We start from the raw sequence: 26,645 nt of genomic DNA, 5'->3' as shown, positions 1-26,645 counted from the left end.
TTTATTATTTATTTTTTTGCCATTTGATAGGAAATAGTTAATCATTAAATAGTCTGATTTTATAGATTATACTGTTTTTGAGGAAGTGATGTGATGATTTCTTTAACTGAGCGGCAAGTGAATATCCTTGGTGAATTGCGAGATACGGATGGGTATGTAACGGTAAAGCGTTTATCGGAGCGATTTCATGTGAGTGAACGGTCCATTCGCTATGATTTGGACTTCATTAAGTGTTTTCTTCATGAACTTGGAGTGACGCTCATTCGCAAGCAAGGTCAGGGAATTATGCTCCAAATGCATCCGAAGCAAGAGTCAGTGATCAGTCAGGTGCTCCAGCAAATGAATCATTTGGTGCTCTCTAGGGAAAATCTCACGTATGCCCTCGCGGTTCAAATTATGATGGACCAAGAGACAACACTTGACCGATTGGGGGAGATCTATGAAACAAGTAAATCGACAATTTTCCATTATCTGTCCTCAGTGGATGACCGGTTAAAAAAGCACGGGGTGACCGTTGAGCGAAAACGCTCGAAGGGGATCTCAATTACAGGTAATGAGATTGATATTCGCTATGCATTTATCTCTTTAATCAATGAAATTACTGAGAAAAGCCACATCACGAAACAAAGCTTTATCAAAATCTTTGCTCAAGAACGTGTGAATAAAGCGAAAGCATTTATTAAGACCTTTGAAGCAAGAACACAGATTCAATTCAGTGACAGCGCGTTAAAAGAGCTTGTGCTCATCATTTGCTATCAAATGAGTCGGATCGCAAAGGATCATTACGTTGCCTATCCGTTCATTGAAGTGAAAAATCATTTGAATTCATTTGCATTTGAATGGGTTAAAGAACAGCTTCAGAGCGACACGACACATTCATTTCCTGATGACGAAGTTGTCTTTACTTTAAAGCAGTTTAAGTTATCCAAAATTACCTCTGCACCGATTGGTGAAGAAAATTTTGTTGTTGATGATGAGACCTATCAGGTCAGTCTCTACTTTGCAAAGGAGGCCAGTAAGGCAATTGGCATTAATTTTACTAAAGATGACGAGTTTATTCATGCTTTAACCTATCATCTGCGCGTCGCTCTGAATCGAATGAAACATCACTTGCCGATAGAAAATGCATTGACCGAGCAAGTCAAATACAAGTTTCGTTTTATCTATGAGATCACGCGTAAAATTGTAATCAAACTGGAGCAGCATTTAGGCATCACTTTTCCGGAAGAAGAAATTGCCTTTATTGCCATGCATCTTGGTGCCAGTTATGAACGCCATTCAGCAACCGGGTATATGCCCACTGCGTTAATTGTATGCGGATCCGGATTAGCAACTTCCTCACTGCTTGCTAGTCGATTAAAAGTAATGATGCCTGAAATCAAATGTGACGGACCGATTAACTTATCGAATCTGCAAACGTTTGATCTTTCAACCATTGATTTCATTATTTCTACGGTACCCATTGACTTTTCAAAGCGAAAAGTAATTGTTGTTAATCCGCTGCTTGAATCAGATGATTTGATTCGCTTACGAAAACTGCTTTTTCGCAAAGTCTATCAAAAGCAAATGAATGATCTTCTTGAAATTAATCAGCCGACCGCAACACTCGAAGCATTGATTCCAAAGAATCATATTCAATTGAACATACAGCCTACCGACTGGCGTACAGCCATCGCTCACGCAAGCAATCCGCTGCTTCGCCATCAGAACATCACCGAAAAATATGTCGATGCCATGATCAAGGCCGTTGAAGAACTTGGACCTTACATGGTCTTTATTCCGAACGTCGCAATAGTTCATGCTTCATATAAAGATGGAGTAAATAAAGATGGAATGAGTCTTTTGACCCTAAAGGAACCAATCATTTTCGGTGATCGAACGGATGTGACAGTGAAGGTGATTATCGTGATGTGTGCCACAAAGGCCGATTCCGATCATTTTATTAAGCTCGTTAAACTATTGGATAACAAAGACAATATGAACACTTTGAAACAAGCAACGCGGATAGACGAACTCTTACTCTTAAACAACCGAAACAGTTAGGTGTGATTTAATGGCTCAATTTATAGAAAAAAGCAATATCATGCTGCAGCAAACGGTGGATAATTGGGAAGATGCAATCCGGCAATCCGGGCTGCTGCTGCTTCAGAATCACAGTATCGATTTCGCGTATATCAACGAGATGGTGAAGGCCGTGAAAACCTTGGGTCCGTACATGGTCATCATCCCACATGTTGCACTCGGTCATGCACGTCCCGGGAAACACGTAAAAAAGAACGACATCAGTTTACTGACACTGAAAAAGCCAATTAACTTTGGCAGCGAACATAACGATCCGGTCAATGTCATCTTTGCTTTCTGCGCCGAGGGAAGCGAAGGACATCTGCAGCTTTTAAAGAAATTAGGCTTGCTGCTTGATGATCCACACATCATGCAAACCATACAAGAAAGCAGCGATCTCAATCAGATTGATCGTTTAATTAACGAGGAGATGGACAAATGAAACGATTGAAAATTTTGACTGTATGCGGATTTGGTGTCGGTTCATCGCTTGTATTAAAAATGAAGCTTGATGAACTCCTAAAAGAAGAAGGCATTGATGCACATGTTGAAACGGCAGATGTCGGTTCAGCATCATCAACACCGTGCGATATTATTTTCACTTCAAAAGAACTGAGTGAAAAATTGATTAGTTCTGTTCAAGTCCCTGTCATCAGGGTCTCTAATTTCATTGATAAAAATGAAATCAAAGAAGCCGGTTTAGAAAAATTACATGAACTAATTAAGGAGTGAACAGTCAATGGTCATCATTGATTTTATTGTCAATCAAATTCTTAGACAGCCTGCATTATTTCTTGGAATTATTGCAGCAGCAGGACTCATCATTCAGCGAAAAAGCTTGTCCGATACGATCAGCGGAACAGCGAAAACAATTATTGGTGTCGTTATCCTGACACAGGGAACGACCATACTCATAAACTCGATTACACCGCTTTCTGGAGCCTTTAATCTGCTCTATAAAATTCCAGATGCTCAAGTTCTGCATCCTATGGGTTCAGACAATCTCATTAAACAGTATGGTTCTCAGATTGGACTGACAATGCTTTTTGCTTTCGCCATAAATCTTATCGTTGCTCGATTCACACCTTTGAAAAACATTTTTCTAACCGGTCACATGCTTTTCTGGTTCCCGTTCATTTTCATTGCCGTATCCATTGAAAGTGGCTTAGAAGGGGCTTTCATTGTCATTTTTGCGACGATATTTACCGCTATTTACATGATTTTTGCGCCTGCTTTAATTAAGCCATTTGTGAAAAAGGTTACCGGATCAGATTCATTCACACTCGGTCATCCAACGATTGGATTATCCCTATTATCCGGCCTTTTAGGAAAGTGGCTGGGTAATAAGAAAAAGTCAACTGAGGATATTAAATTTCCAAAACAGTTGGAATTTCTCAGAGAAATAACGATTACATCTTCCATAGTAATGTTTATTGTGTATATCATCATCGGCCTCATTCTTGGCGTTGACCGATCAAAAACAGTGTTTGATAAAACACAGAGTTTAGTCACCTTTTCGTTGCTGCAAGGGATTACCTTCGGTGCCGGATTAACCATTCTTTTGCTTGGTGTCCGTATGATGCTTGCTGAAATCATTCCCGCATTCAAAGGAATTTCCGACAAAGTCATTCCAAATGCAATACCGGCACTGGACTGCCCAATTATCTTCCCGTTTGCGCCTAATGCCGTATTAATTGGTTTCATTACATCAATGGTTACCTCGTCGATCACGCTCTTCATTATCGGATCTGCCGGACTGTTCCCTTACGCAGTCGTCCCGTTAACCATTACATGCTTCTTTGAAATTGGAACAGCCGCAGTGATTGGCAATGGTACAGGCGGATTAAGAGGCGCTGTAATCGGATCAGGTGTTGCCGGGGTGCTTATGATTCTGCTCGTCGGTTTCTCAATTCCATTCCTGCAGCACACCGTTTCTGACTGGATCATCGTCTTCGGAGGCAATGACTTCTCGTTGTGGTCGATCATCGCCGGAGCAATAGGAAAACTCTTTTAACGGAGGAGCGCAATCATGAACAACATCATGAACACATATTTTGAACATGTAAAACAAATAGCAGAAACAGTTCTGGAAACACAGGAAGAAAACATGCGTGCGGCTGCGAACTTCTTTGCCGAGACAATCAAAAGCGGGCATACGATTTATGCATTCGGTGCGTCACACGCAGGAATTATCACTGAAGAGCTGTTTTATCGTACCGGTGGACTGGCACTCATCAACCCGGTGCTGACTCCTTCCCTGATGCTCAATACAAAACCCGTCACCATGACTTCAAAGATGGAACGCCTTAGCGGATTCGGCAAAATAATTTTTTCAACCCTGCCTGCCTCCGAAGGCGACACGCTTTTGATCCATTCCGTTTCAGGAAGAAATCCGGTATCGATTGAAATGGCCATCGCTGCACAGGAAAAAGGACTGAATACGGTCGCTCTGACAAATCTCACCTATTCGAAACAGGTAACTTCGAGACATTCAAGTGGAAAACGTCTGTTTGAAGTCTGTGATCTCGTTATCGACAACTGCGGGGATTTTGAAGATTCATCGATGCAGCTAGCTGGCTTGGAACAAAAAGTTGCACCAACCTCTACAGCAATTGGTTCACTGATTGCAAATGCGATTGTCTTAAAGACCGCAGAAAAGCTTTTGGATGAGGGCATCACGCCACCGGTTTTTCATAGTTCCAATGTCGACGGCGGCGACGCATTCAATACTAAGATCTTTAAAGCATATACGGAGCAGATTCATTATATGTGAGCGTTTTAGCATAAGCACTCAATTGAGTCCGTCCGGAAAGCTTTAAAACAACGAGTTGGGAGAAAAAATCAATTTTTCTCTCAACTTATCTTTTTTATTGGTGAAAATCACTAATTTTCCCTTTGAGCCAAAGCCAATATAAAAAATTAACAGATCTTTTAAAAAGGAATCTGCCTTTGGCCCACTTCACCCAATTGATTAGTTCTTAATTGCAGCAAGCCATTCATTACAGAATCCATCGTAGGGTTCAATCTTTTTCCCTTGCTTTAATAGCTGAATCATCATTGGAATATTATCATCTTTTTTCAAGCCGATAAGAAGCTGAGTCATGATTTGTGAAAATTTGCTATTTAAATTTTTGCTGATTCTCTGTACCCATTCACCTTTAAAAGAGTTGAATAGTGTTGGTGAATAGTCTTCGAGCATTTGCAGGAAGGTTTCACACTTATCAACGCTGTTTTCCTCCGCCCAAAAAAGATGATCAATTTCCTTCAAATAAGTGCCAATATCACTTTGAATATCAGCATTCAAAGCAATTGAATCACGGCTGATGATCAGCATCTCCTGCAACGATTTATCTGACTGACTCTGAAAAATCTTATTTAAATGATTAAGCTGGACACGCAAATGATTTCGAGCTTTATCTAGTTCCATATCTGGGGTAAAGGCGTCAATAATTGTATCTCTTTTGACTGCACCGCGATTCAATATTAAAAATAAAAGGATTTCTTTCGCACTTCGCTGATTCCAGTTTCCTTTTACCTCCAGACCATTCCAATAAACATGGATTCCTTGTTCCATGATGGACATACGCAGGTACCGCCTCCGGGTCGTTTTCGGGTGGTATGCTCGTTCAATTAAGCGATACATGCTATTGATATGACTTTGATAATCTGTAGAAATCATGACTGAAGATTTGGAGCTCGCAAGAAATTGACACAAAACACTCGCGGCAAAAGCAGGCTGATCAAGTGGTACGAGTCTTGATGAATTAGGAATGAGCATGAAATGGCTATTAAAAACATATTTGCTCAAGATCATCGCCAACTCGGACGGATATACGGGATCATATGCGCCATGCATAAATAAAACAGGCATCTTCAATTTCTTCAACTCTTGAAGTAAATCGAAATCAGTCCATTGAAGAAGTTCCTGGTAGGGGTTCACGATCGTTTCAGTGGATACGCGTCGCAGTGCCCTGGTAATGATTTTTGCCTTATGAAGCGTAATTGGATATATGTTTTCAAGAAGATATTTTTTTTCAAATAAAGATCGATCCAGTTTAAGCAATTGAATCAGTGATTCACATTCAGGCACAAATGTGCTCCTCTGAAAATGGAATGGAAATGAGATAAGTGTCAGCGACTCAACTTTTTCTGGTCTCTTCAATGCGAAATTAAATGCGAGAAAGGAGCTGAATCTGCATCCCACCAAATGAATTTTATTCAAATGTAAATGATCAAGAAGGGCAAGCAAATCGGATGTAAAATGATCAATCGAAAAGGGCAATAAAGATTGTGTCGTTTTTCCATGTGCATAGAGATCAAAAACCAGCAGGTTCATCTGTTGATCCATTTCTCTAATAAGCTCTGACCACATTGTTGCATCAAGGCAAAGGTCATGAACAAATACAAATGTCGGTGCCGACTCCTTTTCCTTCCTGTATTTAAAATGGATTGAATAATTTTGATTGTTTTGAGTAAGCATGAGATTAAACACCTGCTTTCATTCTTGGGCCTATGGAATTTAGACTTGATGTATCTCCTCTTTAATAAAAAAGGTGACTATTATTGAGGCAATGTCTGTAATAATGCAAGTTTCTCATCGCAATAGCCGTCATAAGGTTCGATCACCTTGCCGGCCTCAAGAATTTCACGCATGGGCTGCAGCATTCTCTTCCGCTCAAGCAGAGGCAACAATCGCTCCATTGAGAAAACAAGTTTCTCTTCAATTTGATCGGACAGTGTGAAAATCCAGTCGCAACGGAATGCAGAAAAAGCACCCGGCTCATAATTTTGCAGTAATTTAATAAACTTTTTTGCTTGTTTATTAAGAGAAACCTTATCGTCAAACAAATTGCTGAGTTGTTTCAAGTATGTTCGCACATCACAGACCAGTTCAGCATTTATCATAACGATATCTTCGCCGACAATTAAAATTTCACGAAGGGTCGAATCGGAACTGTTATGAAAAATTTTGTTTAAATGGCTAAGCCAGACACGCAAATTATTTTTTGCCTGCTCCTTAGGAATATCGGACAAAAACGCTTGAATTAAATCCTTTCTTTTAACAATTCCGTTATGTAAAAAGAGGTATAAGAGTATTTCTTTAGCCCGGCGCTGATTCCATTTCCCCTCAATCGGGCAGCCATTCCATAAAATCTCGGTATCATGCATCATGTTCATCGTCAAAACATGGTGCTGTATTTGCTGATCATTAAATATATCCTGAATAACATCGCGAAAATTCGAAATGATTTGCTGATGAACAGGCATAACCGGAACCGGCGTTTTTTGGCTGTTCAAATAGTCTTTCAAATAGTAAGCAACCAGATCCGGACGATCAATGGAAAGGACATGCGACGCATTGGGAATATTGAACCATCGGCAATTCGAGATACAGGCAGAAAAAAGCGCAGTGAATTGAATCGGATAAAGCTGATCCTTATCACCATGTAACAGAAGCGTTGGCACGTTCACACTACTTAGTGCATCAGTAAAATGAAAATGCTTTGTACCATAGGTATCAATCAGCAATTGAAGCGAATTTTGAAATACATCTGAAGACAGCTTTTCAAATGCAGACCGGAATTCTTTTTTCTTTAATGGCGTTTTATTGTGCAGGCACTGCATCATTAATTTCTGCAAGAGCAGATTGCGGTCGATTTCAATCAGTTGTGAATAAAGCGAGAACGTACGCTGGCATTCTGAATTCGGAAGATAAAAATTCACCGACAGCAGTGTAAGTGAACCAACACGCGCACTGCACCTTTGTGCATACTCGTATGCGATAAAGCCACCAAATCCATTTCCCACAAGATGAACGGCGTCAACATGTAAATAATCAATCAAGGCACTAAGCTCTGATTGAAAAAGATCAAACGAAACCGGAACGCCGCAGTCTTTCGTTTCGCCGTGCCCATAGATATCATAAACAATGTAATTAAAATGATGATCAAGTTGTTTGATCAAGAGACGCCATTGAGTGGAATCAAGCAATAAATCATGGATAAATAGAATTGTAGGTGAATGAAAATCATTAATAATATATTCATAATGAAGCCGATAGTTCTTGAGTTCTAGATTTGCCATTCCGCTCATCCTTTTGTAAGCAAGATCGTCAGTAATGCCGTCATTGAGTCGAATAAAATCATTTGGAATTATGTGAAAAAATGCACAAAACAGATACTGTCAACTTCACTAACGGAGTCCTATTGAAATGATGATGTAATGTTTGTTTTGATAGAATACTTTATACCAAGATTGTCCAATGGCACATGGACACCTCTCAGTTTAGCAAAGTGCAGAAACCGGTACAAACGAACGACAAAGAAAAAATCAGACAAAGGAGCCTTTTGGATAAATGAAACGTTATGTTTTTTATCTGCGTCCGAAAAGGCGGAATATGTTTCACCAGTCAAGTATCTATTTCAGCGTCATTATCGCAGCGAACATAAATCAGGCTGTTATCATCTTTTCAGAACGTTATCACCTTATGTTCCATAGCATTATTGCGATGACAAAAGCCAAATTTCAAATTAATTTTAAAGACTGTAAAGGGAATGATGAAACTCTATTGACCTATGTAGTTATTGAAGAGAAAAAAACAATATTTGATAAAAAACGATGAAATTCTTTTAATTTGTTGATTGCGCTACCTCAATCCGTTCCAAATAACGAGCCTTTACTTGTTATTGCCTCTAATGAATAAGTACTCAAGCCTTTTTAAATACAGGTAAAAATACTGAACAATTCTTGGCTTTCTCGTACTCCTTGATCCAATCACTTGATTCATAATGACAGGATCGGGCAAAACCTCGCGTTTCAGAAAAATGATCTTTTGTTTTATATCGTCATAATCCCTTAGTTGCTGTAGCCGTTTTATCAGTGTCGGCAAGGTTTCTTTCGGTCCGATTTTACGCCCCAGTTCATTTGTGGACCACCAAAAGGTTTTTTTTTCATAAAAGGGTAACGGGAGAATCTCGTTAAGGCCAGGAAATTCATGATAAACAATGGTCAGTGTGCGAACAATTCGACGATAGGTTTTCTGTTGTTTTGCAAAGACCAACAGATCCGAATAACTTAATGAATGCTGCAGTGCACAAATCATTTGAGCAATGTCAATAAAATGTTTCCAACCATTCAGTTCATGATTCCAGGCATGAAGACAGATCACATAGAACATATGGAAGTCAGATAATGTATGGATATAACGATAATTCGCCAGGGGAAGTGAAGCATTCCAAATCATACCCATGTGCAAACTCGACGTACCGCTTCTAAGAAAGTGCCAGTGTAATTCAATAATGGATTTTCGATTTGTTTTCAGATCGTGCTTGTAAAAAACCCGATGAAAATGCTCAGGCTCCTCTTGCTGTTCATGAAGATAACCTAACGCCTTAACAATGGATACAGCGGTTTTCATTTGTTCGGGACGGACAAGAATATCAAGATCACGGGAATACCTAGCGGATAGATCACCATAGTATTGTTCTGAAAAAAGAGTCCCTTTAAATGGAATGACACCTATGGATCGTGCTTCGAAACAGTTAAGCAACGCTCGCATATCGGCTTTCAGCAACATATTGCTGTACAATGTTTTGTATGCGGCGTCTGTTACGGCTTGCTGAAAAAAGGATGGGACACGATTGAGCAGTCCCCTCTTCTTCAGAAGTGAGTAGATCTGCGGAGCTACATAATCAAATTGCTTGTCTTCCAAAATTCTCCTGAAAATTTTAATGTCATTCCAGTTAAAATCACGATTATAGAAAAGTGCCTGTAGAAGTTTAAGCATCATCAAACCTCCGTCCATAGGATGAAAGAATCGGTGTGGTGTTCCCCATTTGCTGCAGTCTGCGATAGAGACCGCTCTCCATCATTAAATAATGGTGCGTTCCTTCCTGAACAATTCGTCCTTTTTCCATCACAACAATGTGATCTGCATTCTGTATGGTGGTCAAACGATGAGCAATGACAAGTGTCGTCCGCTTTTCCATGAGACGATCAAGAGATACCTTCACTTGGGCTTCCGTTTTATTGTCTAAAGCGGATGTCGCTTCATCGAGAAGCAAGAGCGGTGCATTTTTTATTAAAGCACGTGCAATGGCTATTCTTTGCTTCTGACCACCTGAAAGACTCATGCCGCGCTCACCGATTACTGTGTCATATCCCTCTGGCAAAGAGCGGATGAACGGATCAATTGTTGCTGCCCGAGCCGCACAAATCATCTCGGATTCAGATGCCCGGCTTCCAAGAAGAAGATTTTCTCGAACAGTTCCATTGAATAAAAAGGTTTCCTGAGGTACGTGGGCAATGAGTGTTCTGAGTTGTTTCAGTGAAAACGATTGAATCGGCAGCCCATTAATCAGTATCATGCCTTCTTGCGGCTCATAAAGGCGAAGCAGCAGAGAAAACAGTGTCGTTTTTCCCGCACCGCTTAAACCGACTATTGCCGTTTTTTTATCTGCCGGCACTTTTAAATTGAAATGCTGCAGAACAGGCTTTCCCGCGTCATAGCCAAAAGTCAGATCTCGGAATTCAAGCGAATAGATCGGCATATGAACAAAAGGCGACTGAACCTGCCAACGCGACTGCTCCCGTTCCAAAGGTTCATCAAGAATCTCCTGAATACGCTCAGCAGAAGCCGCCGCACGTTGAAAATTAACCCAGTTTCCTGCCGCACCGGTCAGCGGATAGACCATGTGACCAATCAGAGTTATAAAGGTTACCAGAGCGCCCACCGACATCGATCCGTTTGAAATAAAGTAGGCTCCTAAGCAAAGCGTGACGAACAAGGTTAAACTTCCGGCAATTTCGCCGCCAACATAGTATAGTCCGGAAAGCTTAGCATTTTTCATTTGCAGATGATAAATTCGATCATTTTGCTTTGTGTTTCGTTGCAGCATTAGATGCTCCATTACAAATGAACGAATGACAAAAAATCCTTGAAGTGTTTCATTAATCAGCTGTGAATTATCTCCAGTCACTTCATTAAGCATTCGGCTGTTGCGGCGAATAAGAAAACCAAATACAGAACTTGCTGTTACTGCAATGGGAGCTACCAGCCAGCTTACTAATGCTAGGGTTATGTTAATGTGCAATAAATAAATGAAAACAGTAATATAGATGAGCGGCATACGGACAAGATCGACCAACCGACTTCCGAGCATGTTTTCGATCTTGTTAATATCATTACTGAACCGAGACAGCAAATCTCCTGATCGCAGTGAAGTCAGACATTGCGCACGCAGGTACAAAATGTGTTGATACAGCATTTTTTTTAAATCACGTTCAATACCGTACACGGCTGCTGACTGAAGACACGAATTACAGTAGTTGGCTGTTATCGACACGAGCAATAACCCGCTCCCCCATGGGATTAATTGAGTGAGTTCAGCTAAACGGCTGTTTACTGCCGCATTCATCACCCTGCCGAAAAAAGCTGCGATTAACAAAGTAAGCATTAAATTAATCAGCATGATGATTGTTAAACCCGAATAGGCCTTCCAATGTTTCTTAATTAAAGGACAAATCAGCACAACCACCTTCCGATTGATTCCTGATTCAAATTTCTTTATAGTCATAGCAATACATTCCTCCAGAGCGTGTCGTCAACTCATCACTAGGCATTGCGCGCAGGTTGACGAAGCAGCAGAGCCGAATTAAAAGATACATATTCAGAAGCCATGAAAGGATCGGCAAATGAAGCATCGTTTGGCTCCAGTACAGATGAAATTTATGTGAGAGACGCTTTGAATGATCAAATGTTTGTACAGATGTGAGAATGCCCACAATTTGTTCAGAATGAACAGGTTTATCTGCTTTGAAATTACTGTCACCTTTAAATAAATAAAGTTCCTTAGCCGAAACACCATCTTCCTTGCCAAGATACCGATGGGCAATTAATTGATCTGAGTCCGTACGATAAAGCGCAATCTGACCAGGCCGCAGCATACTTGAAGGATAAGAACAGAAAAGGCATGAATCACCTTCCTGGATATAAGGGAACATACTTTGTCCCCGGGCGTTCATCAAGATCTCTCCCCGATTTTTCAAAACCTTATGAACCTGAGACAGAGTTTCTGAATTCAGATCAAACTCTGCCGCCGGCTTCTTGCTGCAGTAAAAATCAAATTTTTTTCCCTTAACCGACTGATTTTTGTGGTCATAAACTTGTTTAACCATTTTCGTCGCTAAGCGATTGATGACCTGTTGCTGTTTCAGAGCAAGCACCCACTCATCCGCGTTCAGTTGATTGCGATGGATGATTTTACTGATAAAGTCATTGAAGAATTCATTTTCTGACCCACAAAGACGTGATCTGCTCGGATCGGCGGCAGTCTGAGATTCCGACCGTGGCCGTGTACGCATTTTCTCAGCCTCAAGCAAATACGAATCAGTTTGATTTTTTCTCTTTACGGAATTTATTGGAAGGGGCTGAACCCTTTTTAACGAATCATTTACTGAAAACATATCTCAGTTTCTCCCCACAAACAGTATCGATTGCCTTTTGAATTATTGGCGCAAGGCTGGCGATATTTCTCCATAATCATTCACGAAATCAGTTCCCTGACTGCTTCCTTATTTTGAAAATAGCAATTGAAAATAGAAACCTGATGAATAAGCAGTTTTAGTAAATGGATAACACTTTTCGTTTGTTCTGTGCTGCGCGGCCAGTAGAAAACCAAGTCTAATAAACGCAGGAGACTGTACGTACGCCCTACCGTAATTCTTTTGTTTTCAAAGGATCTCTGTAGAAAGCATAAGCTGGATACCGGGAGTGAATCTGACGCTCTTTCAAGGCCCGCGGAACCGAATGGAAATTCAAGGACGAATGAGTGTTCAGGGAGAATTTTAATTAATACCAAAGGTTTACTGAAAAAATTATGAGCATCCATTGACTGGGCAGAGGGTTCACCATAGTCACCACACAGCATATGAACAGATTGCTGATCAAAGATACAATCCGCTTCCAAAAGCAGCCCCCATTTTTGATGGACAATGAATGAACTATATATAGTGAGAAAGGCCTGCCTGAGCGATGAACTATCAATAATGTATAAATTTGTCGAATTATATTCAGGATTAATGTCGATTATGAAGTTATCTTGTCGAAAATTGTATTTACTCTTTTCGAGATTTATGCTAGAATCACTGTACATAGCAGGAATGACATAGTGCAAATTGACGGTCATGTCTATTGTTTTTTGCTCCGTCTTTTTCACTGTTGAAAAAGTTGAAAGAAAGAGATTGATTAAACTTGCCGACTCTGCCTGAATCTTGAAATAATGTTCGCCCAATTTAAAATTAAATTTATGCATTTTTTGGTATTCTCCCCTTTAGCTTTTCTCTCTATATTAAATGCATGTAAATGATTAAATTTACCGCTTTTAACAGATTGGAGCAATGGAATCGTTCACGACATTTCATAAATTAAGCAATAAAATTCCATCAAGTTTCGATTTCTCCTGCCTTTTTTTTCATTTATCTGATCTTATTTGCTATAAAATAACAGTTTTATAATACCTTTTAAATCATTACACAATCGTTACATTTCTGTTCGGAATTATCACAAAAATAGTTGTCTGTTCACTGTCGAACCTTTCCTATCTTCAATCCGGATACAATGAATAGAACGTCAAGACAAAATTTGTCAAAGCAATGACAGTTTTGGATTTGAGGATCAATGAGCCATTTATTTTCTCCAACGTGAATCATCTAACGTTCATACGGCGTTTCCACATTGAATCAGCTTTGAAAACAATTTGACATAGATTGTATCATTCATAAACAGCCCTGCTGCAAAAAAACAGACTTCAAACGTCTGTTTTTTTTACGTCTGCTGCTCATTGGCTTTTTTTACCCTGAGATTGAAAAGTTTTGTGATCGCTACAGATAATTAGATCTGAAAAATGCAGATTTCTGTCGAACAAACACCTAAAAACCGAAATTATCAAGAAGATGCATCAAAACGCGTTTCTCCGACTTTTTACCTAACTAGTAATAAAATCCTAAAAAATGAAACATTTTGGTTCTTAAATCTACACTTATTACTTTTTACTGGTAAAATAATCATTGGATTATGTTAATAAATGCACCGATTGTTAGGAGAGACATGCATGCTTCGTGACATGCACATTGTTCGCTACATCAAACATTCTCATTCTTGGTATCTGCATGACATTGTTCCTTTGTATACAGAAAAAACATGCTACAGAAAAGGGGATATTATTGAAAATAAACACCACTTGTACATCGTCATTGGGGATCATCCTTATTTAAGAGTCGAACGTTATAATCACAAGGTTATCAGACGAAAGCCACTTAACTTGCTCTTCCCAGAAAAATGAATCGTGCTGATTTAAATAATGATGCAGATAAATGTTGCTTTTTTTAATAGATACAAACCAGATTAAACAGTACCGGTAACTCTGTTGCCCAATTGGCAAGTATCTTAACTATTTAAACTGATTCTATGACGATTTTCTTCTCTATACGTTAACTCATGAATAACCATCTTGTTTATGATACAGGATGGTTTGAATTTCATCAGCAAGATCATTCAGTACGTTCTCTGAATTCATCATTGATCTATTTTTCTGCTTATCTAATTGATGAAGCAGATCATCAGTTATTGTAAACTTGTTCATTTGCTCCCATCTAATTAATTCACACCCACCATGCTTTTGCAGATAGCCAATCGTATGTTCATCCTCCGGCATGTTGTTTCGTTTCACTAGAATCAATGGTTTATGAGCATTCACAGCCTCTGCAACCGTACTCCATCCAGGCTTTGAAATGACAAGATCACTCGCAGCCAGATAATTTTGAGATTCAGCCTCATCACCGGGGATTTTATAAATCGTTTCTCCTTCAATATCTAGATTCTCCGACACGAGGAAGACACAATTTCTGCTGTGCCATAGCTTGTAAGCATTGAGATTTCCTGCATTAATCCTCATGCCCAGTCCAAAAAAGACAACGATTTGATTGCCCTTCGGGTCAACACTTTTTCTAATGTTATGTACGATACCCATTTGCGGAGGCCGTGAGAAAAAAGCCACATTTGTATTCGCTTCCCGACCCCATTGTGGTTCCTTGCTGCCTGCAAGAGCGAAGAAATAATCCATCTCCTTGTAACAGTCAAAAAACGGGCGCAGCACCTCATCAGGCAATAAGCTGTTATACGCAGTAAACCAAGTGAAATTCGACAGCCCGATGGATGGAACAGACACAAGTCGGGCAGCTTTGAAGGGAACCGGAGGAATATCGCCAATGACAAGATCAACATGCTGGTTCCTGAGAAAGCTCACTTCCCGCTTCACAGCTAATGGGAGTTCATGAATAAAACGCGTGCATTTTATGGCTAATTGATGACGATCCGGTTGAAGCGAGTGAGGTTTCAGGACATAACCCATATCATTTTCCAACCGACGCATCCGTACTTTACCTGCCAGAATCAGCTCTGATAGTGCTTGGTTTATAAAGTTGAAGGCAAATGCATGGCAAATAATGATTTGAATCCGCTCATGATCACATAACCTTCTGATGATTGCCAGACTTCTCGTTACATGGCCATATCCGTAATCAGAAATATAGTAAGCAATTGTTTGATAATCATCCATATTTCGCTATGACTCCCATTCGTTACGCCTGTAAATCCCCACTATTATACGTTTTTCCGTACCTTAGCAAATCGGTCCACAATAATGAACCGGCTCATGACCTCAGCGCCGGTTAGATAATAACAACCTGCACGCAGCCAAGCATGAGCAATCATTTTTCCATTGCTGTCCCTGCCTGTGCCAAGATAGATTGTACTCTCAATATTTCTCCGTTCAAGCATTTTCTGGGCAGTAATGGCTTGAACAAGGCACATGCTTTTCCAAGGTGTATGTCGGCTGACCAATTGAACGGCATGGGCAATTTTTTTTAGCAGTGTTTGATTAAGATTCTCATTTGAATACGGCGTCTCCATTTTTTCCACACCGAGATGCTTATTAATCTTTGCAAACGGTCGTAAAATAAGCAGACGTGCCCAACCCAAATAAAAAAAAGCCTCAATGTATAAACCTTTCATTTTCCACGGAGAATTGATAAATTTACGAATCTTTTTTAACATGCGATCACTCCTCAGCCTTACCGAATCGTAATCAGTCCATCACGACTTAAACGCCCAAGAAAAGGAACGATATCTGAAAAGCATTGATCCTGATCAACAGAATATTGCCCGGTTAAAATACGAATCATTTGTTTTACTTTAATCGGTTGGGCCATGAGATCCCAAATGGTTCCTCCGACTTTTCCAATGTTGTAATAATTGCCGGTTGCAATACTCAGCATGACCTTTTCACCGTCCATGTCGCTCGCGATGTTGCCCTGATTTTGACTGACAATACTGTCCATTGTAATCATCGTAATACTCATAATGTTCCCCTCTCCATTTGAATGACCTTTAATCGTTGCAACTGCTCAACTTTTTCTAACACTTGCGAAGCAATAAATGGTGCGGAAAAGTCACCCTGACTCGGCCGTTCGATGCTATAAATAGCCAGCTTTTTCACAATTCGCGAAACCATTTCAAAATGCCATTGATTCAATCCCATATCCGGAATGAAGAAATTACGATAGGTATGCTTAATAATTAATTTAAATTGATCTATTTTACTTGGCTGACTTAATCGGATTGGGCCATGATCTACCTTTGTTAGGGCAAAGATGCCAGCAAGCTCCATTGTATGATTTTCAAAGCAATCTCTGGCGGGTACGGAAAACTTAGTTTGCCGATCAAACAGGGGATTAAATCGGGATGTTTCCTCACCGAATGCCTGCAACGTGTCTTTCCAAAGCTTCTGCTGCGGATATGCGGGCGTAACAACCGGAACTGATTCTTCGGAAAAAGTCAGCGCCGTTACATCATCGCCAAGCATAGAATAGCCTAACTTTATAAATTCAGATGCCAATGTGGATTTGCCTGCTCCGGATTCACCAATAAAAGCATATGCTTTTCCGTTTATTACAACACTGCTTCCATGAAGAGGAAAAATTTTTCGCTGCAATAAAGCAACCCCAAGGCACGATCCAAGCACAAAGAGACGAATTGCACCGTTATCCGCGCCGCTAAAAGGTGATATAATAATTTTTCGTCCGTCTGTAATTTGAAAGATTCCTGTTGATGGTATCTGAAACATTACAGAATGAGAATTTGCTACAAAATGGTAATTTTTAGCTGTTTTTTCATCCCATAATGGCTTTAAATCGTCAAATTCAATGAATAGATCCGCATCCACTGATTTGTGTGCCGGGCACAACTCTGGAAAAACTAGCGAACTGGAAATCGTAAAATCGAAAGCCCTGTACATTCTTTTCATTTCTGAGACACCTCCATTCTAAGTTAAAAAAAGGCCCATATACCTAATGGCAGTATAGGGACCTAATTGATTCAGGATGCTTCAAACCGTATAAACATTTTAAGTATAAATAAAGCTTGTCTACACACATCGCTGAACGTTAAAACAGTGCTGAGAGCAATCAGCTGTAGTGAATAACTTCGTCAACATCCGGCTGAACGGAATCAGGATTTTTCAATCCAGGACCAGCCATAGTCAACTTAACGTCAAGCACTTCAATTTCAGGCTTAACCCATGTTTTCTTCGTCATGGTTGCTCACCTCCTTTCAAGGTTATTTTTCCTAGCATGTAACAGCAGTCTTCGATAAAAAGCGATACAAAATAAACGCCCGCATGAGCACCTTGAAATGCAGATTGAATGCTAAATCCGGCTGAGGTCCCGTCTCCATTGTTTTTATTCCCTGATCGATTGTGTCTTGATTGATCAAATCCGTAATCAGCGAATCGTGCTGCATATGATGCAGTTCATTCAGCCACTCGTTCCAATCCGGAGCCATTCGATGAATCATATCTGCTCCTTGAATTCCCCGTGATCGTTGATTTAATCGAATCGAATCAGGCAATAGATTTTCTGTCGAGCGCCGAATGAGTGCCCGATCGACTCCTTTTCGAACGAGCTGTTCGTTTGGAACCGACAGACAATAACGAATGACACGCAGATCATTCGTCGGATCGCGATCCTTTACACCGTAATGAAGGGATAGCTTGCCGTAGCAAGTACCGGTCGGCGTCCAAGAATAATTCTGCTTGAAATGCTGCTTCCGATAAGTAAATCCGGAAATCAGCGTTTTGCCGGAAAGATCGTAACCAAGATCGGAAATACGCTGATAGACATCTGTTTTCTGTGCAAATGTCTGATTGATCAACGTTGGAATTGATTCGTCATTCAAAGGAAGCAGCCGCCCGACAATCGGAAAGGCTTTTTCACCGACCACAGATAAAATCTTCTTGCGCCCTACGCCAATATTACGGCCGTATTGCTTGATTTCCCTCATAAGACGAAGCCAATGCCCCTTCTTCAGCAATGAGGCATAATAATCTAACGCCGGCCCCCAGGATATGGAAAAATTACCACGTGCACCATTAAGCAGTACGCTTAAACGAGCCTTCTGTGCTTCTTTAAACACACCCCGAATCCAATATGAGTTTTCAAAAAACTTATAAGGTAGTTCCATAATTTCCAGAAGACGATCAATTTCAGTGAATGGACTCTGTCCTTTAAAATCTAAAAAATGTGGCTGTATATTTCCACAGTACGCTGCAATGGTTTCAACATGATTCTTTTCATTCGGCACATAGTAACGCGAAGTCCAGTCAACAAAATCCGATTCAGGTATATAACTGAACGTCTGAAGCTGCTCACCGGCTGGCTGCATGAGACGCGACGCATATGCTGCGACCGAACCCGAATCTAATCCACCACTTAGAAAAGCACCAATCCCGCGCTTCGAGCGCAACCGATCGGAAATTGCTCGCTCAAATACTTCCTTAAATCCTTCTATGTATTCTTCGTCTGATTTAAATTTTAACAGCTGCTGATTCTCAATGGTGCAGTAGCGCCGCATGGATACAGTACCGTTCTTTACCAAAATTGAACAGGCAGGCGGTACTTGATGAATGGATTGATAGACCGTTAGTTCCGTATCCGCACAATCGGTTGTATCAGGTATAACGAGAAATTGTGCAAGCCAGCTATCATTCAATTTATTTGAACAATAAGGCAGTGTAAGCATAGATTCCAACGTACTCGCAAAAGCAAGTTGCTGATTGGCAAAAGTGTAATAAAGCATCCGATTTCCCGAGAAATCTCTCGCACCAAAAACCTGATGCTCCTTGCTATCCCAGATGATAAAGGCGAAATCACCGATCAAATGTTTGGGGACTTCATGTCGCCATTTTTCATAAGCGAGAAGAATAAGAAGAGAATCACCCACCCGGTTTTGATCAGATGAGGGTATATTTAATTCAGAAAACAGTTCTTTCCGATTATCAATAATCGCGTCCGCCGTTATCGCAAGACCGGATCGCTTATCAAAGACCGGAATACGCTCATTAACCGATTCCGGCGTGAACCATTGATTGCGACATCCGAAAAAGGTATAGCGATCCTGCCAGTCACGCACATTGTCTGCAGGATAGTTCTCTACGGCCGCCATCATTTTTGCACCATGCTCGGTAACGATGGGCGATCCTTCAAAATCAACAATACCGGCAATCACGCTCATAATTATTCCTCCGTATTGGACAACAGGTAAACGATCTTATCATTCATTGGAAACACCAAATAATGGATAATCAATCGATGTTGTTATATTATCATCGGCAGCATTACTCTTTCATTACGAAATGGTTTCATTCTTTCAATTGTGAAATTGATTATGAACAGATTTTACTTGAGCATCAATTTTCTTTTTATAGAACACAGAATCGCTCACGACGACTGTACCACCTACCGGACGATCTGTATTATAAATCGCAAGTTTGCTGTAGTCAGGATCAGATTTAAGAAACACAGAATGGGCCACAGTAACCGTTGCCTCCGAGAGCACGGCAATATCCGCATGCGGACTTCCCGCATAACTTGAATGCCCGCTGTTTTTGAAGGTACAGTTAATCACAGCAACCTCCGAATGAGCTTCGGCATGAACTGCCTGTCCATTAATGTTTTCAAAGGTACAGCCTTTTACGACAATGGCCTTCGCTGAAATGGCTGCCCCCACCCCAAAACCGGCATTGCTTGTTTTGCTTTTGATCCCTCTGAATGTACAATTTTCAATGGTCCATCGCTGGCTCGGTGCATTAATCTCAATGGCATCAGCGGTATTATTCACAAAACGGCAGTTCAGAATCTTAACATCATAGCTTGGCTCACTATTGGATAAAATTGCATAGCCTGATCGTTCAAACAGAGAATTAGTTATAATTAAATTTCTAACCGTTACCGAATTTTGAATTCCTTGCACACGGCATGAAAATGCTGCATTATTGATTGTAATGTTATCCCCGGCCGGCAGCACTCCTATTCTTGATTTGAAGCCAACATCCTGAAGCGTTTGCTCACCAGCCAGCGAAAAAACGGCCTCATCCTTATCTGTCATTGATTTGAATGTCGTTTGCCGCATTCCCGCACCAATGATCGACACATTTTTAGGAACAGAGATTGTCTTTGAAATCAAATAAACCCCTTTGCCAAAGTAGACTGTGCCTTTAACCTCAGCAGCAGCACGAAACAGTTTCTCCACAGCTTCTGTATTATCTGTCTTTCCGTCACCCTTTACCTGGAATGCCTTTGCCTGGAGCAGAGCCGGGTTATTCGTCGCTGTTATGCTTTGTTCCTCACTGCTTTTTTTCACAATTGTCGGATCAGGTGCAGTGTTTAGTGAACAACCGCCAAGAACTAACAAAACAACGGCCGCAATCATAAGCTTTGTACTTGTTTTGAACATCCAATGATTCATCCGAATCCCTCCGCTTTTTTCGTGTGAATCTTCTGTCATTCTATGGTTATCGAGAAGGCAGCACTTTTTTGATTAACCGAATGATAACTTTGTTATAAATGGGAATGAGTTCACCTTTGTTGATGACAAGCAGACCAATGAATAAAACTACCTGCCAGAGATACTCGAGCGGTATCTGCCAGTAAAGAATCCCCGTTTGAAGACAAATCATGGCGAAACTGAGCAATAATAAAGGACTATTTATCTTAATTACGACGAATTGTCTCGTCTCCACAATTCTTAACAGCCACATCACCATAAAGCTGAACATTGTTGCCAATGACGCACCATTAACCCCAATCAGCGGAATTAGAATCAGATTGCCGCTAAGGTTGACTACAGCACCGATGATTGATGTTCTGAAAACACCAAATGTTTTTTTTGCCGCAATATAATTAGTACCCAGAAAGCCCGAGAAACTGGAAAAGATGACCCCAAACAGTAAAAAAGGTACATACTTCCACGCAGTATAATACTGTGCTGACACGCAGAATTGGAGAATTGGTTTTAGAAATACGAGAAGTATCGAGGTTACAAGGAGCATTAAAGTAGACAAGAAATTGAAAATATCTGTATAAAATTTGGACTTGTCCGCAGCATCCGCCTCTTCAATGGCAGACATTTGCCATGCCTGAAAAAAAATTGTATTTACCATACTCAATAGATTGGGAATTTTATTTGCGACTGCATACAAGCCATTCGCGCTGATTCCGACAAAATAAGCCACCAGATAACGATCGGACACGCCCATTACCCACCACATCAGTGCATTGGGAATGAGCGGCATACTGTATAAAAGCATTTCCTTCAATCTCGGTCGACTGATCTTTTTATAAGACAGATTTGAAATGATATCACCTGCAAAGAGAACGATCAGGCAGCTAATGAGATCAGCACTGATTAAGGAAAGAAGATATCCTTCTATGCCCAAATGCAGAAACACCATGAAGATGAGATTGCCCAGCAAAACAACGACCGCACTGATCATTCCATTTGCGGCAAACAGCGCGACCTTGCCTGTCGCTCTGACAAATTGAAGGAACGAGCTGTTGATACACTCTGTAAGCAAATACAGATAGAACAGCAGCATATAGTTGCTGAAAGGGAATAAGATTTTAAACAGTGGATAAAAAAGCAATGCGACTAGAAAACCAAGCAAAGTTAATATCAGAGCATTGTTCAAAATAATTGATTTGTCATAGCCACGGTCCATGACAAATCGCAAGACGGCATCATAAATACTTAATGTGAATACGGGCAGAAGCAAACCCAGTGTTGTCGTAATCAAATCAACCGTGCCATATTGTGCTGTTGACAAATAATAGGTATAAAGAGGGATCAGTAAAAGCGAAATGAGTTTGCTGCCTAAGTTGCCAATAGCAAAAATAATCGAGTTTGCCGCAAGCTTCTTGTATTTATTCATCTTATTCAACCTTAGCCTTATTAATAGATTCAATTAACGGAGAAAATTGCTTCGTAAAGTCAGGACAAATTCTTTGTTCTCGATCAAGATGCCGCAAATCATCAATGATTCTTTCGAGATCTTTAATATCCGTAAGTTGATGCACATCGACAAATCGAATAAATGGCACCGTTTCTAACCAGTTTTTATAACTGTACTCAATTTTATGATTTGCATTTTTAAAAACGATACATGGAGTACCTGTAATGGCACAGAAAATCATGCCATGCAGTCTATCTGTTAACACAACTTCAGAAGATCTAAATTGATTCCATATTCGATTTAGTTCAGTTGGCCTCACTTTTGCGGTAACTCTTCGGTTCACTACTGTATCTGTCTTTTTTATCGTTTCACCTTTCGATTGCAGCATTTTCATCAAATTTGCTTTCAGATCTTTTTTTACAAACTGTTCTTCGTCGCTTCTGAAACACAAGAGAATTCCTGCTCTCACGGATTCTTTTCTTTCATTCAGGCTAAGAACAATGTCCGGCGTCAACCGAACTTTCTCAGCACCGAATATTTTTTTCATAGACTCATATGATTTTGTTTCTCTGGCAACAATCAGCAAATGATGATTGTTCTTATAAATGCGGATCGTTTTTTTTAACTCATGTTTTCCGGTATATGTAGCGCTAAAGCTGATTGTCTGCGGAAATGAAATAATTAAGTTATGTTTAAAAGAGCGTATGATATACCGTCTTACCCTTTCCTCCCAATAATACATATCCCCCATGTTCCCGCCGCCAGGAATAAAAATAATATCATCTTTGTTCATATTTTTTTTAATATAGTTCACATTTCTGATAACGTCATCATAGGGTACTTCTATATAAGAATAGTCTCTGAAATTTTCTTGAATGAACTTATTCTGAGCAAAGGCAATAGCCTGATCGCCCAAGTTGCCATGCGTTGGGGTCGCCATGACATAGATTTTTTTTGTATGATTTTGATCAAGCTGAGCGATGTTATGTGAATCAATAAAAAAATGCTTTATTTCCCTGGCTGTGAAGATCAAATTATACTTCAGGTAATTTTTCATGACATTCGCCATATAAATACTCCTCTTGTTCTAGCAATGTAGTCACGATTGACTTTTTTATTTTGTTTAACTATATAAATTGCCCCATAACACCAGCATTACAATGTCTGCAAAAAATTTCATGTTTTCTTGCTGAATGCCGCCCGCAAATTTTTAATAACATAGAAAGACCAATTGGATTGTTTAAGTAACCGTAAATTTCTAATCACTCTTTTTCTTCTTCTCATAAACTCCTCAAAATGATCATTCAGATACGTCCTGCACAGTTTTTTAAATTCAGTGCTATTGTTTATATAACGTCTGCTGTTCAATAATTCTTTTCTGGCCCTACTGGCTATGACTCTATAATTGGCAATCCCCTTCTTCTTATCTAAAAGGTCAAAGAGAAAGACAATGGCCGTCTCATAATATCTAATGCTGGCAAGAGGCAACAATTCCGAATGGTGATCGGCTATATAGTTCATCATTTTTAAATTTGCCTCAAAATGATTTTCGAATTTCTGTAAAGAGAAGGATGAACCCATAATGCTGTCTTTTCTCTGGAAATAGAAGTACATTTCTTGATTTATTTCCACGACTTTATTTACTGAATTGATAATTTTATACGTTACAAAATAATCTTCATAAAATTTTCCTACTGGGAAACGGATGTGATCCCATAATTCTTTTTTGTACAATTTGTTCCAGACATTAATAATTGAGTGGTGATTAAGTAGACAGTTAACAACAGCATTCTTTGTTTCATAAGACGTTACATCATTCGGAGTATTGCTTATTTGATCTGTTAAGGCATTCTGATCGTTGAACACCTCTCTATATCCCACTTCCACAACATCACTTTGATGATGAATACTCGTATCAATCATTATATGAAGCATATCCTTATGTATAAAATCATCACTGTCGATAAAGCTGATATAGCTTCCCGAAGCGGTTGTTAACCCAACATTTCTCGCATCTGATAACCCGCCATTTTTTTTATGAATGACCTTCACCCTATTATCTTGCAACGCGAAATGATCACAAATTTCTCCTGAGTGATCAATTGATCCATCATCAATTAATAAGATTTCAAGATTGGTATACGTCTGGTGAAGAATGCTTTGAACACATCGAGACAAATACTTCTCAACATTGAATACTGGGACAATGACACTTATTAATGGAGTATTCATCCTTACTTCTTCTCCTTTTCAAGCGATTGATTTAGTCGGCATTTACTCTAGAATTTGAAATTTCGAGCAATGTATTTTTTATTTTTTTGGGATATTTCCAAAATAAATTTCCCAATAGGATGAAATGATGCAGGTAGCACGAAATGGATAGCTTAATGAGAAGATTAGTGATAAAATTTCCATCGACAAAGCTGGGGTACTTCCAATTAGGGAAATAGGCGTTCATTGTTGCACTTACTTTCATAATCAACTTCTTTCTTGCCACATGATTCTCAATATAGGGTACCTTAAGTAATAGGGTTGCATAAAAAAGATGTCTGAAAAATAAAACTTCCAAATCCTTATTTTTCACATGAAGTTTATTTTTTTTCATTTCTTCATACACATTCTCTACCATTGAAATAATATCAAACAATTTTTCAGTTGCCAGTAAATTGGTTTGAGATTCTTTGCGCCCTGTTTCATAATAATAAAGAGATTCATCGAGTTTTCCGATTTTTTTCGCTCGTGCAACAACTGCCGGTACGATGCCAAGATCTTCGTACCAGTATCCTTCTGGGAAGCGAAGGTCCTCCCATAATATCTTTTTATAAAACTTGTTCCAGGGTACCGTTCCGGCATCATGCAGACCTGTCCCGTTGTAAATTCTTTTTTTATGACCATTAGCTTTCATTTGGTAGAAGTCAAAAATAATAAGATCGTATTGATTTTGAACCATGGTCATTAAGCATTGATTCACCGTATCCGCATCAATATAATCATCGCTGTCCACCATCAGAAGATATTCTCCATTAGCCAGATCAAGGCCTAGATTGCGAGCGCTGGCCTGTCCTCCATTTGTTTTCTCTATGATTCGAATTCTTTGATCCTTCTTCTGAAATGCATGAAGAATTTGATCCGATCGATCTGTGGACCCGTCATTAATAGCAAGTATTTCAATGTTGGTATAGGTTTGGCGGATAATTGAAATCAGACACCGTTCAAGGTAGGCTTCGACATTATAGATAGGGATGATAATACTTACTAATGGTCTATTCATTTTTCACAGTTCCTTTGGTTATTTGGTTGAACCAGAGAAAATTTTTAAAAAAAACTTTTATATTCTGCATTTTTATACTTAGCGTTTCTAATATTCTTTGTGTAAAAAAGATTCTTGTTAGATTATCATGACCGAAACCAATCAATAATTTTGCAACTCGCCGAATTCTATTTTTTTCACTGTAAATAGTTTTTAATTGGTCATAGAATTGCTTATTTTCTTCCTCACTGAACTTTATTTTTTTGCACCCGTCAAATGGTGTCTTATTCTTTAATTTATTTAATATGTAGGCATTTGTAAGATAGGCATCCAATGCTTTGGAATGTGTCAAGCTCCCTGATCTTCTTCTGTATTTTACAAGTGCAGCATTTAAGTTTCCTATCTTAAAATTTTTCATTGCAGCTCTAATTAAAAAGTCATAATCTTCACTGATTCGAAAGGGAAGGTAGCCATTCAGTTCATCAAAAACACTTTTTTTAACGAGCCACGTTGGATGGATCATCGGATCGAAAAACCTCAGCTCTTTCTTAATCCAATAATCAGATGTAGAGTGTCTTAATATCTTCTTTTCATGATCCATTTCATCGATTACAATGACCTGAGTGCCGCAAATATCCAAATTTTTTTCCTGCATATAGTTCATTTGGCAATCCAGTCTTTCAGGTAAACTTATATCATCCGCATCCATTCGCGCTATGTAATGATACTTGGCCTGCGCAATTCCTTTGTTTAAGCTTTCAGCGAGGCCTAAATTTCTTTGATTCATAATCAGATGTATTCTCTCTTCAGATTGGCTGATCGATGTTAGAAAATTTCTTAACTGACTGTTCTCCGGGCAATCAAGAACGATGATTAATTCTAATTCGTCATAATTCTGAATCAAGATCGAATGAATGCTCATTTCCACCCAGCTTAGTCTCTCGTTATAGCAAGACATAACAACAGATATCCCTTCCATATTGGCACGCCAC

The 26,645-nt window shown here is 39.6% G+C and carries 25 protein-coding genes; 7 read left to right on the top strand and 18 right to left on the bottom strand.

Annotation, left to right across the window (positions count from 1 at the left end):
* Positions 1–93 precede the first annotated feature (93 nt).
* Genes NIE88_RS00320 through NIE88_RS00300 form a run of 5 tightly spaced genes read left to right on the top strand, consistent with a single transcriptional unit; the run spans position 94 to position 4,834 of the window.
* The gene (locus NIE88_RS00320; protein WP_253057713.1) at positions 94–2,043 is read left to right on the top strand and encodes a BglG family transcription antiterminator; all 1,950 of its coding nucleotides are present in this window, start codon (positions 94–96) and stop codon (positions 2,041–2,043) included.
* Positions 2,044–2,053: 10 nt separating this feature from the next.
* Positions 2,054–2,503, top strand: coding sequence for a PTS sugar transporter subunit IIA (locus NIE88_RS00315; RefSeq protein ID WP_253057712.1), 450 nt, complete (start codon positions 2,054–2,056; stop codon positions 2,501–2,503).
* On the top strand, positions 2,500–2,793 hold the full coding sequence (locus NIE88_RS00310) for a PTS sugar transporter subunit IIB (protein WP_253057711.1): 294 nt from the start codon (positions 2,500–2,502) through the stop codon (positions 2,791–2,793). Before NIE88_RS00315 ends, NIE88_RS00310 begins: the two co-directional genes overlap by 4 nt.
* Before the next feature lie 7 nt (positions 2,794–2,800).
* On the top strand, positions 2,801–4,075 hold the full coding sequence (gene ulaA / locus NIE88_RS00305; RefSeq protein ID WP_253057710.1) for a PTS ascorbate transporter subunit IIC: 1,275 nt from the start codon (positions 2,801–2,803) through the stop codon (positions 4,073–4,075).
* Positions 4,076–4,090: 15 nt separating this feature from the next.
* Positions 4,091–4,834, top strand: coding sequence for an SIS domain-containing protein (locus tag NIE88_RS00300; RefSeq protein ID WP_253057709.1), 744 nt, complete (start codon positions 4,091–4,093; stop codon positions 4,832–4,834).
* A 198-nt stretch (positions 4,835–5,032) separates the two neighbouring features.
* On the opposite strand, the gene NIE88_RS00295 is transcribed toward NIE88_RS00300, so the two are convergent.
* Both NIE88_RS00295 and NIE88_RS00290 read right to left on the bottom strand, forming a co-directional pair.
* Complete coding sequence (locus NIE88_RS00295; protein ID WP_253057708.1) at positions 5,033–6,541, bottom strand: alpha/beta fold hydrolase; 1,509 nt, start codon at positions 6,539–6,541, stop codon at positions 5,033–5,035.
* An 80-nt stretch (positions 6,542–6,621) separates the two neighbouring features.
* Positions 6,622–8,145 carry an alpha/beta fold hydrolase gene (locus NIE88_RS00290; RefSeq protein WP_253057707.1) on the bottom strand — a complete coding sequence of 508 codons (1,524 nt, stop codon included), beginning with the start codon at positions 8,143–8,145 and terminating at the stop codon, positions 6,622–6,624.
* Positions 8,146–8,416: 271 nt separating this feature from the next.
* Here NIE88_RS00290 and NIE88_RS00285 point away from each other — a divergent pair, with 271 nt between their 5' ends.
* Complete coding sequence (locus NIE88_RS00285) at positions 8,417–8,683, top strand: hypothetical protein (protein WP_253057706.1); 267 nt, start codon at positions 8,417–8,419, stop codon at positions 8,681–8,683.
* Positions 8,684–8,737: 54 nt separating this feature from the next.
* Here NIE88_RS00285 and NIE88_RS00280 read toward each other — a convergent pair whose 3' ends face one another.
* The 4 genes from NIE88_RS00280 to NIE88_RS00265 all read right to left on the bottom strand — a co-directional run bounded on the left by NIE88_RS00280 (position 8,738) and on the right by NIE88_RS00265 (position 13,373).
* Positions 8,738–9,847: a nucleotidyltransferase family protein gene (locus NIE88_RS00280; protein ID WP_253057705.1), complete on the bottom strand. Its 1,110-nt coding sequence runs from the start codon at positions 9,845–9,847 to the stop codon at positions 8,738–8,740.
* Positions 9,840–11,636: an ABC transporter ATP-binding protein gene (locus tag NIE88_RS00275; RefSeq protein ID WP_253057704.1), complete on the bottom strand. Its 1,797-nt coding sequence runs from the start codon at positions 11,634–11,636 to the stop codon at positions 9,840–9,842. The genes NIE88_RS00280 and NIE88_RS00275 overlap by 8 nt, the downstream gene beginning before the upstream one ends.
* Entirely contained in the window at positions 11,617–12,423 is an 807-nt protein-coding gene (locus NIE88_RS00270) for a S24/S26 family peptidase (protein ID WP_253057703.1), read from the bottom strand. The genes NIE88_RS00275 and NIE88_RS00270 overlap by 20 nt, the downstream gene beginning before the upstream one ends.
* Positions 12,424–12,605: 182 nt before the next feature.
* Entirely contained in the window at positions 12,606–13,373 is a 768-nt protein-coding gene (locus NIE88_RS00265) for a hypothetical protein (protein WP_253057702.1), read from the bottom strand.
* Positions 13,374–14,171: 798 nt separating this feature from the next.
* Between NIE88_RS00265 and NIE88_RS00260 the strand changes: the two genes are divergently transcribed.
* Positions 14,172–14,402, top strand: a complete 231-nt coding sequence (locus NIE88_RS00260; RefSeq protein WP_253057701.1) for a hypothetical protein — start codon at positions 14,172–14,174, stop codon at positions 14,400–14,402.
* Between the two features lie 153 nt (positions 14,403–14,555).
* On the opposite strand, the gene NIE88_RS00255 is transcribed toward NIE88_RS00260, so the two are convergent.
* From NIE88_RS00255 to NIE88_RS00200, 12 genes are all read right to left on the bottom strand, one after another.
* Positions 14,556–15,677, bottom strand: a complete 1,122-nt coding sequence (locus NIE88_RS00255; protein WP_253057700.1) for a glycosyltransferase — start codon at positions 15,675–15,677, stop codon at positions 14,556–14,558.
* 44 nt (positions 15,678–15,721) lie between these two features.
* Positions 15,722–16,174 (bottom strand): lasso peptide biosynthesis B2 protein, encoded by a 453-nt coding sequence (locus NIE88_RS00250; RefSeq protein ID WP_253057699.1) that lies wholly within the window; start codon positions 16,172–16,174, stop codon positions 15,722–15,724.
* A gap of 17 nt (positions 16,175–16,191) precedes the next feature.
* Positions 16,192–16,479, bottom strand: coding sequence for a lasso peptide biosynthesis PqqD family chaperone (locus tag NIE88_RS00245; RefSeq protein ID WP_253057698.1), 288 nt, complete (start codon positions 16,477–16,479; stop codon positions 16,192–16,194).
* A complete protein-coding gene (locus NIE88_RS00240) occupies positions 16,476–17,423 on the bottom strand; it encodes a phosphoenolpyruvate carboxykinase (ATP) (protein ID WP_253057697.1) in 948 nt (315 codons plus the stop codon). Before NIE88_RS00240 ends, NIE88_RS00245 begins: the two co-directional genes overlap by 4 nt.
* A 160-nt stretch (positions 17,424–17,583) precedes the next feature.
* Positions 17,584–17,712, bottom strand: coding sequence for a paeninodin family lasso peptide (locus NIE88_RS00235; protein WP_253057696.1), 129 nt, complete (start codon positions 17,710–17,712; stop codon positions 17,584–17,586).
* A gap of 31 nt (positions 17,713–17,743) precedes the next feature.
* Positions 17,744–19,687, bottom strand: coding sequence for an asparagine synthase-related protein (locus tag NIE88_RS00230; protein WP_253057695.1), 1,944 nt, complete (start codon positions 19,685–19,687; stop codon positions 17,744–17,746).
* Between the two features lie 135 nt (positions 19,688–19,822).
* Positions 19,823–20,920 (bottom strand): glycosyl hydrolase family 28-related protein, encoded by a 1,098-nt coding sequence (locus NIE88_RS00225; protein ID WP_253057694.1) that lies wholly within the window; start codon positions 20,918–20,920, stop codon positions 19,823–19,825.
* 46 nt (positions 20,921–20,966) lie between these two features.
* On the bottom strand, positions 20,967–22,382 hold the full coding sequence (locus NIE88_RS00220) for a lipopolysaccharide biosynthesis protein (RefSeq protein WP_253057693.1): 1,416 nt from the start codon (positions 22,380–22,382) through the stop codon (positions 20,967–20,969).
* Between the two features lies 1 nt (position 22,383).
* Positions 22,384–23,472, bottom strand: a complete 1,089-nt coding sequence (locus tag NIE88_RS00215; protein ID WP_253057692.1) for a polysaccharide pyruvyl transferase family protein — start codon at positions 23,470–23,472, stop codon at positions 22,384–22,386.
* Between the two features lie 107 nt (positions 23,473–23,579).
* On the bottom strand, positions 23,580–24,635 hold the full coding sequence (locus tag NIE88_RS00210; protein WP_253057691.1) for a glycosyltransferase family 2 protein: 1,056 nt from the start codon (positions 24,633–24,635) through the stop codon (positions 23,580–23,582).
* Positions 24,636–24,666: 31 nt separating this feature from the next.
* Complete coding sequence (locus tag NIE88_RS00205) at positions 24,667–25,674, bottom strand: glycosyltransferase family 2 protein (protein ID WP_253057690.1); 1,008 nt, start codon at positions 25,672–25,674, stop codon at positions 24,667–24,669.
* Entirely contained in the window at positions 25,667–26,611 is a 945-nt protein-coding gene (locus tag NIE88_RS00200) for a glycosyltransferase (protein WP_290446246.1), read from the bottom strand. Before NIE88_RS00200 ends, NIE88_RS00205 begins: the two co-directional genes overlap by 8 nt.
* Positions 26,612–26,645 lie beyond the last annotated feature (34 nt).

Source organism: Sporolactobacillus shoreicorticis (assembly GCF_024125445.1).
GTDB classification, from domain to species: domain Bacteria; phylum Bacillota; class Bacilli; order Bacillales; family Sporolactobacillaceae; genus Sporolactobacillus; species Sporolactobacillus shoreicorticis.
The sequence above is the reverse complement of the archived record's forward strand: the minus strand, read 5'-3'. Positions and strand labels throughout refer to the sequence as shown.